Origin of the sequence: Agrobacterium pusense, from assembly GCF_013285525.1 — a bacterium.
Lineage (GTDB): Bacteria > Pseudomonadota > Alphaproteobacteria > Rhizobiales > Rhizobiaceae > Agrobacterium > Agrobacterium pusense.
On record NZ_CP053856.1, the window covers coordinates 2189723 to 2202845 of the forward strand.

At 59.7% G+C, this 13123-nt stretch carries 10 protein-coding genes, 1 pseudogene and 1 riboswitch; of the genes and pseudogenes, 5 read left to right on the forward strand and 6 right to left on the reverse strand.

The window, feature by feature from the left end; translation table 11 throughout:
• From HQN82_RS10770 to thiC, 5 genes and pseudogenes are all read right to left on the reverse strand, one after another.
• Positions 1-1005, reverse strand: coding sequence for a P1 family peptidase (locus HQN82_RS10770; protein WP_035210231.1), 1005 nt, complete (start codon positions 1003-1005; stop codon positions 1-3).
• Between the two features lie 88 nt (positions 1006-1093).
• Positions 1094-1867, reverse strand: a complete 774-nt coding sequence (locus HQN82_RS10775; protein ID WP_060942423.1) for a thiazole synthase — start codon at positions 1865-1867, stop codon at positions 1094-1096.
• Between the two features lie 3 nt (positions 1868-1870).
• Positions 1871-2068: a sulfur carrier protein ThiS gene (gene thiS, locus HQN82_RS10780; RefSeq protein ID WP_004443639.1), complete on the reverse strand. Its 198-nt coding sequence runs from the start codon at positions 2066-2068 to the stop codon at positions 1871-1873.
• Positions 2037-3039: pseudogene (gene thiO / locus HQN82_RS10785) on the reverse strand (glycine oxidase ThiO). The gene thiS and the pseudogene thiO overlap by 32 nt, the downstream one beginning before the upstream one ends.
• A 1-nt stretch (position 3040) precedes the next feature.
• Complete coding sequence (thiC, locus tag HQN82_RS10790) at positions 3041-4864, reverse strand: phosphomethylpyrimidine synthase ThiC (RefSeq protein WP_112765604.1); 1824 nt, start codon at positions 4862-4864, stop codon at positions 3041-3043.
• A gap of 94 nt (positions 4865-4958) precedes the next feature.
• Positions 4959-5070, reverse strand: a riboswitch (TPP riboswitch).
• Between the two features lie 182 nt (positions 5071-5252).
• On the opposite strand from thiC, the gene HQN82_RS10795 reads away from it, so the two are divergent.
• Genes HQN82_RS10795 through HQN82_RS10815 form a run of 5 tightly spaced genes read left to right on the forward strand, consistent with a single transcriptional unit; the run spans position 5253 to position 11041 of the window.
• Positions 5253-5504: an acyl carrier protein gene (locus tag HQN82_RS10795; RefSeq protein ID WP_003504852.1), complete on the forward strand. Its 252-nt coding sequence runs from the start codon at positions 5253-5255 to the stop codon at positions 5502-5504.
• On the forward strand, positions 5504-6685 hold the full coding sequence (locus HQN82_RS10800; protein WP_112765605.1) for an acyl-CoA dehydrogenase family protein: 1182 nt from the start codon (positions 5504-5506) through the stop codon (positions 6683-6685). The genes HQN82_RS10795 and HQN82_RS10800 overlap by 1 nt, the downstream gene beginning before the upstream one ends.
• Before the next feature lie 4 nt (positions 6686-6689).
• The gene (locus HQN82_RS10805) at positions 6690-7598 is read left to right on the forward strand and encodes an amino acid--[acyl-carrier-protein] ligase (protein WP_112765606.1); all 909 of its coding nucleotides are present in this window, start codon (positions 6690-6692) and stop codon (positions 7596-7598) included.
• Between the two features lie 6 nt (positions 7599-7604).
• Entirely contained in the window at positions 7605-8588 is a 984-nt protein-coding gene (locus HQN82_RS10810; protein WP_173614877.1) for a DUF1839 family protein, read from the forward strand.
• Positions 8585-11041: a glycoside hydrolase family 2 protein gene (locus HQN82_RS10815; RefSeq protein ID WP_112765608.1), complete on the forward strand. Its 2457-nt coding sequence runs from the start codon at positions 8585-8587 to the stop codon at positions 11039-11041. Before HQN82_RS10810 ends, HQN82_RS10815 begins: the two co-directional genes overlap by 4 nt.
• Here HQN82_RS10815 and HQN82_RS10820 read toward each other — a convergent pair.
• A complete protein-coding gene (locus HQN82_RS10820; RefSeq protein ID WP_173614878.1) occupies positions 11009-12823 on the reverse strand; it encodes an alpha/beta hydrolase family protein in 1815 nt (604 codons plus the stop codon). The genes HQN82_RS10815 and HQN82_RS10820 overlap by 33 nt on opposite strands.
• Positions 12824-13123 lie beyond the last annotated feature (300 nt).

A 13123-nucleotide genomic window follows, 5' to 3' on the forward strand; every position in this document is an offset into this window, starting at 1 on the left:
TTAAAGGCTCCGTCCATGAAGATCGCGATAGGCCTTTTGCGCTCCATCCACCGGCAAGGCCGTCGCCTCATAGACGCCACGCGCCACGGCCCGCGCCATCACGATGGTGGCAAGATGGCACAGTTCGGCGAAATGAACGCCGCCCTCAAGCGGCTTCTCGCCCGTCGCGGCCGCGAACATGGTGTCACCGTCACTCGGCAAATGGGCGGGCAGAACGGCGCGGGCCAACCCGTCATGCGCCATGATGGAAAGGCGATGTGCCTGCGCTTTCGTGAGTGCGGCATCCGTCACCACCGTACCGATGGTCGTTGCCGTGAGATTGACCCCCTTGAGGCGCAAGGCGGTATTTTCAGGCTCAAACCGTTGCGGAAAACCGCTTCCGCCAAACTCATCCGCCACCTCAAACGGAGCCGACCAGAAATGCCGGCTCGCACCGAGGGTTGCCGAGCCAAGCGCATTGACGGCGACAATAGCCGCCACTTTATATCCGCCGGAACTGACAGCACTTGCCGACCCCAACCCTCCCTTGAAGGTCGCGGTCGTTGCTCCCGTCCCGGCACCGACCGTCCCGAGTTCGAAGGGCGCCGCACGCGCCGCCTTGAAAGCCGCATATCCCATGTCGCGATAGGGCGAATGCAAACCCCAGTCCTTGTCGCCGCCATTCAGAAGATCCATGAGGATCGCCTGCGGCACGATGGGTACGCGGGTGGAACCGACCTGAAGGCCGCGGCCGATCTCGCGCAGCCCGGCCTGAACGCCGCCTGCCGCATCAAGCCCAAAGGCCGAGCCGCCCGACAGCACGAAGGCATCCACGGTTTCAACCGTCATCGCCGGGTCGAGCAGGCCCGTGTCACGCCCGCCAGGCGCACCGCCCAGAACAGAACCTGAGGCAATGGCGGGCTTTTCAAAAACAATCGCCGTAACACCGGAGCCAAGGGAAAGATCGGTAACACTGCCGACCGAAACGCCGTCTATGTCAGTCAGAAGATTGGTGAGTGCCGCCATGCCTTTTCCCTTTTCTCCCGGTATCCCGCCACCATCAGGCACTGTCAACGCAAAACGTGACACGCCTGAGGTCGGCGACGAGCCGCGATCAGGAAAAAACCGCAGTCCCGATCACGGGCGTCGAGGGAACGGCCATGTCCCGCGGCTCCAGCGGTCCGGAAATATATGCCTGATGGCCGGCTTCTATCGCCAGAGCAAAAGCTTCGGCCATGCCGGCCGGGTCCCGCGCCCCCGCCACCGCCGTGTTGAGCAGAACGGCATCGTATCCAAGCTCCATTACGGTGACTGCATGCGACGGGCGGCCGATACCGGCATCAACAATCAAAGGTATGTCGGGGAAACGCGCCCGCATGGATTTCAGCGCCACCAGATTGAGCGGTCCCATGGCGCTACCAATCGGTGCGCACCACGGCATCAAAACCTTGCAGCCCGCCTCCAGCAGCTTCTCGGCGACGACCAGATCGTCGGTCGTATAGGGAAAGACCTCAAAACCATCGTCGCAGAGGATTTTCGCGGCTTCCACAAGCGCAAAGACATCGGGCTGCAGCGTATCGTGATGGCCGATGACCTCCAGCTTGATCCAGTTGGTGCGAAACACCTCGCGCGCCATCTTTGCCGTCAGCACAGCTTCCTTGGCGGTGTGGCAGCCAGCCGTATTCGGCAGGACGTTTCGATCCAGTTCGCGGATCAGTTCGAAAAACTGCCCGCCTTTCCTGCCGCCCGCCATTTCCCGGCGCAGCGAAATCGTCAGAATATCCGTGTTGCTGGCCCGGACCGCATTCTCGAGCACGGCGGGGGATGGGTACCGCGCCGTACCAAGGAGAAGACGGGACGAGATTTCACGGCCATAAAGCATCAGCATGCCTCAGCCTCCCTGCATCGGTGAGAGAATTTCGACGCGGTCAAAATCCTTCAGTTGATAATCGGCGCGCTCTTCCGAATGCACCAGTTCGCCATTCACCGCCGTCGCCAGCCAATCGCCTTCGTATTCGAGGCTGGCAAGCAGGCCTGCCAGCGTCTCGGCGGCGAGATCAAGCTCGTCGCCATTGACAAGAAGTTTCATGATCCTGTTCCTTCTGAGAGAGTTTGGCGAATGATGTCAGCCGCGTGCCGCGCCATGGCCGGAGAAAGCAGAAAGCCGTGCCGGTGCGCGCCGTTGATGAAAATGGTCCGGCAGTCCTGCATGACCCTGGGGAGATTGTCGGGATAAGCAGGACGCACACCCGTGCCGGATTCGATGATCCGAGCTTCCGCAAAAGCCGGATGCACGGCATAGGCGGCATTCAGGAACTCCATCATCGAACGGACGGAAATGGCCCCGGCATCCTCCGTCTCGATCATCGTCGCGCCCACCATGAAGCGGCCAGACTCGCGCGGGACGATGTAAAGCGGAATGCGCGGATGCAACAGCCGGACGGGACGGGAGAGGGATAGGTCCGAGGTAGCAAGGTAGAGCATCTCTCCACGCACGCCGCGTAGGTTGGAAATTTCTCCCACTGCCGCAGCTCCGGTGCAGTCCACCGCCCGGTCGAACAATCGTTCATCGACAGGGATGCCCATGTGGAACCGCACACCCATGATAGAAAGCCGCTCATGCAGCGATTTCAGCGCGAGACGCGGATCGAGATGCCCCTCGCCCGGGAAATAGAGCCCGGAGCGGAAGCGACCCGCAAGATCGGGCTCCAGAGCGGCGATCTCGCCCTCATCCACCCAGCGATAACCGCTGGTCCGCGATGCGAAACGCGCAAGCTCTGCCCTGTCGCGTGCTAGCGCGACGACCAGCGTGCCATTGCGAACCACAAGGCCGGGAGTTGCCTCGTCCCACCAGTCAAGCGCCACCTTGCCAAGCGTCAGGACCGCTTCCTCCGCATTTTCGCGCTCACACCAGGGCGCCAGCATGCCGCCGGCATAAAACGACGCTCCACGCGAAGGCTCGCCACTGCGCTCCGAAACCTCGACAACAACGCCCCTCCGCGCCAGTTCGAAGGCCGCCGTCAAACCGGCGACCCCCGTTCCCTTGACAAGGACATGCATTTTATTCGGCATTCGCAGGCGTCGGAAGCGGCATGTAAAGCTCACCGCCGTCCTTGAAGCGCGCGGCCATGGCCTCAAGCCCCTCCTTCTGCGCCTCGGCGCGGATATCGTGGGAAATCCGCATCGAGCAGAATTTCGGTCCGCACATGGAGCAGAAATGCGCAACCTTGTGCGCCTCCTTCGGCAGCGTCTCGTCATGGAAGGACCGAGCCGTATCGGGATCGAGCGACAGGTTGAACTGATCCTCCCAGCGGAACTCGAACCTTGCACGTGACAACGCGTCGTCCCGCACCTGCGCGGCCGGATGCCCCTTGGCAAGATCGGCGGCGTGGGCGGCGATCTTGTAAGTAATGACACCCACCTTCACGTCATTACGATCCGGCAGACCGAGGTGTTCCTTCGGCGTAACGTAGCAGAGCATGGCGGTCCCGAACCAGCCGATCATTGCAGCACCAATGCCAGACGTGATGTGGTCGTAACCGGGCGCAATGTCCGTGGTCAGCGGCCCAAGCGTATAGAAGGGCGCTTCGCCGCAGGTCTTCAACTGCTTGTCCATATTCTCCTTGATCTTGTGCATCGGCACGTGGCCGGGGCCTTCGATCATCACCTGGCAATCCTTTGCCCAGGCGATCTGCGTCAACTCGCCCAGCGTTTCCAGCTCCGCAAACTGCGCCGCATCATTGGCGTCAGCGATCGAGCCGGGACGCAGGCCATCGCCCAACGAGAAGGAGACGTCGTAAGCGCGGCAGATGTCGCAAATCTCGTCGAAATGCTCATAGAGGAAACTTTCCTTGTGGTGATGCAGACACCACTTGGCCATGATCGAGCCGCCGCGTGAGACGATGCCGGTGACGCGGTTGACGGTGAGCGGGATGTAATGCAGCCTGACGCCGGCATGGATGGTGAAATAATCCACACCCTGCTCCGCCTGCTCGATCAGCGTATCGCGGAACACTTCCCAATTGAGGTCTTCGGCAATGCCGTTCACCTTCTCCAGCGCCTGATAAAGCGGCACGGTGCCGATCGGCACCGGCGAATTACGGATGATCCATTCGCGGATATTGTGGATGTTGCGGCCGGTTGAAAGGTCCATGACCGTATCCGCACCCCAGCGGATCGCCCAGACCATCTTCTCAACCTCTTCCGCCATTGAGGAGGTGACGGCGGAATTGCCGATATTGGCATTGATCTTGACGAGAAAATTGCGGCCGATGATCATCGGCTCAAGTTCAGGGTGGTTGATATTGGCTGGAATGATGGCGCGGCCCGACGCCACTTCCTGACGCACAAATTCCGCCGTGACATAATCAGGAATATGCGCGCCGAAACTCTCACCGTCACGCGCGAGCTTCTCCTTCGCTGCCTCGCGCCCGAGATTTTCGCGAATGGCGATGAATTCCATTTCGGGCGTGATAATGCCCGCCCGCGCATAGGCAAGTTGCGTCACCGCCTTGCCCGCCGTCGCTTTCAGCGGCTGATGACGTACACCAAATTCAGGCGTCAGGCGTTCGCCGGTGGCGAAACCATTATCTTCCGGTTTGACGTGCCGTCCCTCGTAAGCCTCGACATCACCGCGCGCGACGATCCAGTCATGACGCAGACGCGGCAGACCTTTTTCGATCAGGACCGGATGGTTGAGGTCGGTATAGGGACCTGAGGAATCATAAACCGTGACCGGCGGCTCGCCCGCCGTCGGGTGCACTGCGATCTCGCGCATCGGTACGCGGATATGCGGATGCAAAACGCCCGGCTTATGGATTTTCGTGGAGGCGGCATGCGGGCCGGTTGTAACGACGAGCGGTATAGTCTTGGCAGCGATATTCATCTTGAGGCTCCAAAGTTTAACAGTGGAGACCCAGTTCGAGCCGGAATGATGGAAAATACCTGTGTGCCGAAACGCGGCGCCATGCGCCGCCCGACATCAGGTCTTTGCACCGTCCCTACGCCAGTATGAACTGGATCAGGTTCAACGGGTCACTGCGCATGAAAGCAGAATCTCAGCCCCTTGACGGGACACCCCTGGTGAATGGCTCCAGCAAAAAACACCCTCAGGCTTTTGTCAAGACCGGCGATCCATGCTTGGCAAAGGTGCGGGAATGGCGCATGCTGCCGTTAGTTGTAATTAACCTAACGGTTTAGGCGAATATTATCGTTTGCAACGTAACCATAAGCACAAACAGTCCTGATGTGAAATTCATGGGAGATACGTCGGAATGAATGCGACTATACGTGAAATACTGGCAAAATTCGGCCAGCTTCCAACCCCCGTCGATACGATTGCAGATGAAGCCGATCTTTACGCGGCGGGCCTTTCTTCCTTTGCATCGGTGCAATTGATGCTCGGCATCGAAGAAGCATTCGATATCGAATTCCCGGACAATCTGCTGAACCGCAAGTCTTTCGCCAGCATCAAGGCCATTGAAGACACTGTTAAACTCATTCTCGATGGTAAAGAGGCAGCCTGATGAACGTCACCGTCGCGCCGCAGGATGAAACGCTGTCCGCGCGCGCGGGCCGTGTCGCGGCAATTGCCGCCAAATATGCGGACGAGGTGGATGTCACCGGCCGCTTTCCGCAGGAAGCCGTTGATGCATTGAGGCAGGAACGTCTGCTCGGCATACAGGTCCCCTCACTGCTGGGCGGCGAAGGCGCCTCCCTTCAGGAAATCGCCGATATCTGCGCCCGGCTTGGGCAGGCCTGTTCGGCAACGGCGATGATTTTCGCCATGCACCACATCAAACTGTCGAGCCTTGTGGAACATGGAGAGGCGAGCGCATGGCACGCGGACTTCATGCGCCGCGTCGCCGGCGAACAGCTTCTGGTCGGTTCCGCCACCACCGAAGGCGGCATCGGCGGCAATCTGCGTAACTCCATCTGCGCAATCGAAGTCGAAGGTGGTAGCTGCCGGCTGGAGAAGGACGCCACGGTCATTTCTTATGGCAGCAACGCCGATGCGATCCTGATTACGTCGCGCGCCCACAAGGATGCCGCGCCCGCCGATCAGGTGATGACCGTCTTCCTGAAAAACCAGTATACGCTTGAGAAGACCCATGTTTGGGATACGCTCGGCATGCGTGGCACCTGTTCGGACGGCTTCCTGTTCCGCGGCGAAGCGCCGGCGGCGCAGATTTTCCCAAAGCCTTTCGCAGAAATCGCTGCACAATCCATGCTTGCAAGCTCGCATCTGCTGTGGAGCGCCGTCTGGTATGGTATCGCGTCGGATGCGGTGCTGCGCGCCCAATCTTTTGTCAGAGCTGCGGCCCGCAAGTCGCCCGGAACGGCTCCTCCCGGCGCGATCCGCCTTGCCGAGGTTTCCACCAAGCTGCAGGTGGTGAAATCCAACATCATAGCCGGTATCAAGGCCTACGAGGACACCAAGAGCGATCCGGAAAAATTGATGTCGATGGCCTTTGCGGTTGCCATGAACAATGTGAAAATCTGCTCTTCGGAAACCATTCTCGAGATCATCGACCACGCCATGCTGGTCTGCGGCATCATGGGCTACAAGAATGGCACGCCCTACAGCCTCGGCCGGCATCTGCGCGACGCGCATTCCGCCCGTCTGATGATTTCTAACGACCGTATTCTCGGCAATTCCGCCAATCTCCTGCTGGTTCACAGGCAGGACACCAGCCTCTTGGGATAAGACCATGGACATGCAAACATCGTTCCTCGATCGACTGTTCGAAGAAGGCCTGCTGATTGAAACGGGTGTGGACGGTCTTTATGGACGCAGCGGCCAGTTCGAGGACGTGATTGCCGCCTTCGAGCGGCTGATCGACCGCACCGGTGGCGCCGATGGCGCTGAAGCGATCCGTTTCCCGCCCGGCATCAACCGCGCCTATTTCGAAAAAAGCGGTTACATGAAGAGCTTTCCGCAGCTGGCCGGCACCGTCCATTCCTTTTGCGGCTGCGAACTGGACCATGTCAGCCTGCTGAAGACCATGGATGAGGGCGGCGACTGGACCAAGGACCAGAAAGCAACCGATATCGTACTGACGCCAGCGGCCTGCTACCCGCTTTATCCAACGATCGCCAAGCGTGGCGCGCTGCCTGCCGGCGGCGGTCTCTATGACATCCAGTCCTATTGCTTCCGCCACGAGCCCTCCAAGGATCCGGCCCGCCAGCAGCTTTTCCGCATGCGCGAATATGTCTGCATGGGCACCGAGGCCAACGTCACCGAATTCCGCCAGACCTGGATGGATCGCGGCGTCGAGATGATGAAAGCGGTCGGGCTCGACGTCACCATCGATGTCGCCAACGATCCATTCTTCGGCCGCGCGGGCAAGATGCTCGCCAACAACCAGCGCGATCAGAACCTGAAATTCGAACTGTTGATCCCGGTCACGTCAACGACCAGCCCGACAGCCTGCATGAGCTTTAACTACCATCAGGACGCCTTCGGCCAGAAATGGGGTCTGAACCTCGATAATGGCGATGTCGCCCACACCGCCTGCGTCGGTTTCGGCCTTGAACGCATCGCGCTGGCACTGTTTGCCCATCACGGTCTCGAGGTGAAGAAATGGCCTACAAAAGTCGTGGAAACACTCTGGGGCTGATTATCCATGCAGCAGATTTTTCCCGGTCTCGATCCCAAAAACTATGTGCAGCATCCGCTTCATTCTTCCGAAAGAATGTGGCCGGAAACCAATTGCTATATTGATTTATGGATCGAGGTGCTGGCTTCGAAAGGCTTATCCCCGGAAGCCATGTTCGGTTTCACCCTGACGCAGGACTTCGAAGGCGACCAATTCACCTTCTTCAAGGTGCCGCTGGAAGACCTCGAAGCCCTTTATGGCGTTCGCGCCACCGAGCTTGCGATCTTCGATAAGGTGGAAAACCACATCGAGGCGCAGCTGGAACGCGGCCGCATCTGTCTGATCGAGATGGACAGTTTCTATATGCCCGATACCCATGGGGTGGGCTACCGCAAGGAACACGGCAAGACCACGATCGCCATCAACCGGCTCGATCTCGAAAAGCGGGAACTCGACTATTTCCACAATGCCGGCTTCTTCCATCTCTCCGGCGAGGACTTTGACGGGCTTTTACAGCATCATCTGGCTGAAACCGACCCGCCTTTCCTGCCCTATACGGAATTTGCGAAATTCGCGGACGGCAATCCTTCGCCGGCGCATGTTCGCAAGACCGCCGAGCGGCTCCTAAAGTTTCATTTTTCCCGGCGACCTTCCACCAACCCGGTCCGGGCCTTTGCAAAGGTGTTTCCGGCACAGGTGGAAAAGGTCGCAGACCGGCCCTTCGGGTTTTTCCACAAATACGCGTTCAATACGCTGCGCCAACTAGGTGCCAATTTCGAACTGGCGGCAAGCCACTTCGAATGGTTGGACGCGGATAGTTTTTCTGAGGCAAAGAACCACGCGCTAAAAATCTCCGAGGTTGCCAAGACCGTACAGTTCCAGCTTGCGCGCGCCGTCACCCGCCGCAAATTCGATGCGCTGGCCACCGTTCTCGATCCGGCCGCGGATGCATGGGATGGTCTGATGCAAAGCCTTGGCAAAAAACTGTCTGATGCCAGCGAGGCCGCGTGAGGACCTATTTTCCGGGTGAAAGCGAGGAATTGCTGAGCGAAGGCTGGACGCTGGCGCTGACGCCCGCCGATGCCTATGAAACGCCCTCCGATATTCCCGCCTCGCTCGAAAGCCTCCATGTCTCCGTTCCCGGAACCGTGGCGCAGGCTTTGGAAGCCGCTGAAAAGTTCGACCGTCTCGCTCCGACGCCCCTCAATGACAGGGACGCCTGGTACAGGCTGACGATGATTTCCGATGTCCGGGAGCGTGCCACCCTGCGCTTCGACGGTCTTTCCACCATCGCGGAGATCTTCTTCAACGGTGAGCTGATCGCGGCAAGCCAAAGCATGTTTGAAAGACTGGAAGTGCCTGTGGAACTGACGGGTGCGGATGAACTCGCGATCTGCTTCAGAGCGCTGGCACCCCGACTTGAAAAAACCGGTCCCCGCGCTCGCTGGCGGCCGCAAATGATGAATACGCAGGGGCTGCGGCTGATCCGCACCACTGCACTGGGTTATATGCCTGGATGGTGCCCGGAAATACACGCCGCCGGCCCATGGCGACCCATCAGCCTGATACGGCAGAACGGAATTCTCTGCACGCTGCAATCTTCGCTGGACGGGGCCGGAACGGGAACGGTCAGCATCGCGCTACAAGGTAGCCGCCCGATAAAGTCGGCAAAGCTTGGCTGCGCCGGTTACAGCGCCGATCTTTCTCTAGACGAAGGCGGCACACTTTCCGGCGAACTGCGCATAACTGATGTGGAGCAATGGTGGCCACACACGCATGGCAGGCCAACTCTGCATGACGTCGTTCTTGAGCTGGACGGCACGCAACATCGCCTTGCACGCACGGGCTTCCGGCAGGTCGAGATCGATCACGGCGAAGACGGTAAAGGTTTCAGCCTCAGGGTGAACGGTCAACCGGTGTTCTGCCGTGGCGCGGTCTGGACGACGGCGGACATCGTGCGCCTGCCGGGAATGAGGCCGGACTACGAGCCATGGCTTCGAAAAGCAGCGGAAGCGGGCATGAACATGATCCGCATCGGCGGCACCATGACCTATGAGACCCCGGAATTCTTCGCACTTTGCGACGAACTCGGCATCATGGTCTGGCAGGACGCCATGCTCGCCAATTTCGATTATCCGGCAAGGGACGAGAGTCTGCGCCAGCACGTCGTCACGGAAATCTCGCAGTTCCTTGAAGCCACCGCGCTTTCTCCATCGCTCGCCATTTTTTGCGGTGGCAGTGAAATGTACCAGCAGGGCGCGATGCTCGGCCTTCCGGAACAGATATGGAAGGGAACGCTGACCGAGGAGGTTCTGCCGGAACTTCTTGCCGACAAGCGGCCGGACGCGGCCTATGTCGCCAATTCCCCCTCCGGCGGCGCATTGCCCTTTTTTCCGAACACCGGGGTCGGCCATTATTACGGCGTCGGCGCCTATTGCCGTCCGCTGGAAGATGCGCGTCGCGCCGGTCTGCGCTTTGCCGCCGAGTGCCTGGCCTTCGCCAATGTTCCCGAACAGGAAACGCTGGACAGGTATCTACCCGGCGTGGCCGTGCACGATCCACGGTGGAAAGCGCGTGCACCGCGCGATCGCGGCGCCTCCTGGGATTTCGAGGATGTTCGCGATCACTATCTGAAGCTGCTTTACGATGTCGAACCGGACGTTCTGCGGCGAGAAGACGGCGGTCTTTATCTCGACATGTCCCGGGCCGCGACGGCCGAAGTCATGGAGGCGACTTTCGCCGAATGGCGGCGCAGCGGTTCATCCTGCCAGGGCGCTCTTGTCTGGACCCTGCAGGACCTCCTTCCCGGTGCAGGCTGGGGTATCATCGATGCCACCGGCAGGCCGAAATCCGTCTGGCATGCGCTGAAAAGGGCGTTTCGCCCCGTCCAGGTCAATCTGCTCGACGAGGGCACGAACGGGTTGGACATTCAGCTGATCAACGAGACCGGCAACACCTTCGAGGGCATGCTCGAACTCACCTGCCTGCGCGACGGCGCCCAGCCCGTCGTTCATGCCAAGCGGTCGATCACGCTGTCATCGCGACAGAGCCAGACGATTGCCGCGACTGATCTGTTCGGGGCGTTTTTCGATACGACCTACACTTACCGTTTCGGCCCGCCGTCCCATGATGTCACGGTGGCCCGGCTTCGCGACGTTGCGACCGGACAAGTCATTGCTGATGCATTCCATTTTCCGCTCGGCCGGAAAAAGGCGCTGCACGCGGCAAACCTCCAGGTCGCCATCAGCCAAAACAACGATATCTGGTCGCTTGAGATCGGCACTGACCGTCTGGCGCAGTCTGTCCATGTTGCCGCAAAAGGTTACCGCGCTTCGGAAAACTGGTTCCACCTTGCTCCCGGCGAGAGCAGAAAGATCGGCCTTGTGCCAGAGACCGCAGGATCTCAGACGCCTCCTTCCGGTGACGTGGTGTCATTGGGGTCCAGGCGGCGATTTTCCTTTTAGGGCCACGCGCGTCACGGTCTCCATATAGGTTCTCTTCGCCTCAGGCGTGGAGAGGTTGTGGTCGGCATCGGGGATGATGGTCAGCGACACATTTCGATAGGCGGACAGCCCCTGCCCGTCGGCGTCGAAGTAATAGCGGAAATGCTCCAGACCATCATCATTGTCGCTGTAAAGCAGATTGACGGCAGTCCCTTTTGCCTTCAGCAAATCGAAAGCGCGGTATACGGCCCGTCCTTCCTCGCTGCCACGGCGGAACAGCCTCGCGGTTTTTGTCGAAAGCTTCTTCATCGTCGCCTTGACGATATTCAATCCGGCACTGACAACATCCACATCGCCGCTGATGAGACGCTTGAACGTGGCGCCCTGACGAAAGCGCTGACTGTATTCCCCAAAGGAACGGGGCCGCTTGTGCAACGCCTCATCGACCGAACGGCCTTTCCGCCAGTGGAAGACAACCGGGTTCACGGCAACCACCGCTTCAATCCTGTCATCGACAAGCGCGCCGTTGAAGGCGAGGTATGCGCCGCTACATCGGCCCGCCGCGATGAACGGACCATTGCTGCCCCGTTCTAGGAAATCGAGCGCGGCGGACACATCGTCATTCTGCGCGGCATCGTAAAGAACCTGATCCGGCACGCCTTTGACCGGCGGACTATCGGCAATGTTGGCCGCATCGAAACGGAGGGAAGCGACACCCTCGCGGGCAAGCGCCCGGGCGATCTGCACCGAAAGCCTGCCCCAGCCCGCGTGCCGGTCATAGGCCGCCCCGAGCAGCAAAACCGAGGAGACCGCACGCCGGTCGTGCGGTGTGCAGGAAACGCCAAAAAGTCGCCCGCCCTCACCAAACTGCACCGGCTGTTCGAAAAAACCCTGACCGCGCTGCGCCGCGTTGATGACGAAATCAGCCGGGCAGGCCGCGGAGCCTGAGGCCTGTGTCTGAGAAGAGACCCAGCCCACCAGCCGGCTCACCACATTTTCCGATATTTTCGACAGCGTGGGACTGGAAACGAGATCGTCATAGCCCGAAAATTCGGCCTCCTCCACCTCACCGCCGATTGCGGTGAGGTGTGTGGCGAAATCACCGTCCGTGACGCGGCCCGGCCTCGACAAAACGAGAATGCGGCGAGCCGGAGCGGCATCGAGATTCGAAAGATTGATCTTCTTGACGGTATCGGCCACACCGGCTGGCATCGCCATGCCGGCGATTGCACCAGCCTGTGGCATGCGTTGGCTGGCACGCAGGCCAAGTCCATCGTCGATCATCGAAGACCACATCGCCAGTTCGCGCAGATAGGCACGTCCTGAGACGACGGGTGCCAGAAACGCCATGGAACTGGCGGCTCCGGCAAGCGCCTCGGCAGCGATCGGGCAACCGAGGCCCTGGGCGATGACGACCACGCCCGAGCATCCGGAGAGGCGCCTGAGATAGTTCAGCGCCGCCCGCGTATCGGAAAGCCAGTCCGCCACGCGGCTCGCATCTTCCGGATCAAGTGCATCTCCGATGCCAAGATAGTCAAACCGCAGGCTGGCGACCCCGCAAGCCGCAAGCCGTTCGGCCAGAACCCTTTGGAACTTGCGGCTGCAAAGCTCCTCCATGCCCCACGGGCTGACAAAAAGAACGGCGTGTTCCTGCCGCAAGTCCTGGCGTGCCGGATGAAAAATACCCGCAAGCCCTTCAAAGGAAACCGGACGGGCGATCGTGCCGTCCGCCGCGGTGCCGGAAAGCAATAATGCATCGAGGGAAGAATTGCTGCTTGTATGCTCTGAAATATCTATTGCCATAGACCTTGCCACCATTGCGCCAGCGTCGGGCTCAACCATTACGGGATCACTATACCGAAGTGTCTTAATGCCTGTTCTACAATAAAAACAATAACATTAGAGAATCCTAAAAATACCATGTCGTCTGGATCGACGAAAACGCATGCGATGCAGACAGAATGGCTTCGCGTGGCGACAGGTCGCGTTTGAGCCGCTATTTTTCTCGAAACCGCTTGAATATGCTGATAAATAGCGAGTCACATACCTATTTGCAGGAGGAGGTTGCGCCACCCGGCCGCCGGATCATCTAGACACCGCGCA

Excerpts from the sequence above, each read along its gene's own strand:
- thiC (WP_112765604.1), bottom strand. The coding sequence starts at position 4,864 with ATGAATATCGCTGCCAAGACTATACCGCTCGTCGTTACAACCGGCCCG.
- HQN82_RS10820 (WP_173614878.1), bottom strand. The coding sequence starts at position 12,823 with ATGGCAATAGATATTTCAGAGCATACAAGCAGCAATTCTTCCCTCGAT.
- HQN82_RS10810 (WP_173614877.1), top strand. The coding sequence starts at position 7,605 with ATGCAGCAGATTTTTCCCGGTCTCGATCCCAAAAACTATGTGCAGCAT.
- HQN82_RS10800 (WP_112765605.1), top strand. The coding sequence starts at position 5,504 with ATGAACGTCACCGTCGCGCCGCAGGATGAAACGCTGTCCGCGCGCGCG.
- HQN82_RS10775 (WP_060942423.1), bottom strand. The coding sequence starts at position 1,867 with ATGCTGATGCTTTATGGCCGTGAAATCTCGTCCCGTCTTCTCCTTGGT.
- HQN82_RS10770 (WP_035210231.1), bottom strand. The coding sequence starts at position 1,005 with ATGGCGGCACTCACCAATCTTCTGACTGACATAGACGGCGTTTCGGTC.
- HQN82_RS10805 (WP_112765606.1), top strand. The coding sequence starts at position 6,690 with ATGGACATGCAAACATCGTTCCTCGATCGACTGTTCGAAGAAGGCCTG.
- HQN82_RS10795 (WP_003504852.1), top strand. The coding sequence starts at position 5,253 with ATGAATGCGACTATACGTGAAATACTGGCAAAATTCGGCCAGCTTCCA.
- thiS (WP_004443639.1), bottom strand. The coding sequence starts at position 2,068 with ATGAAACTTCTTGTCAATGGCGACGAGCTTGATCTCGCCGCCGAGACG.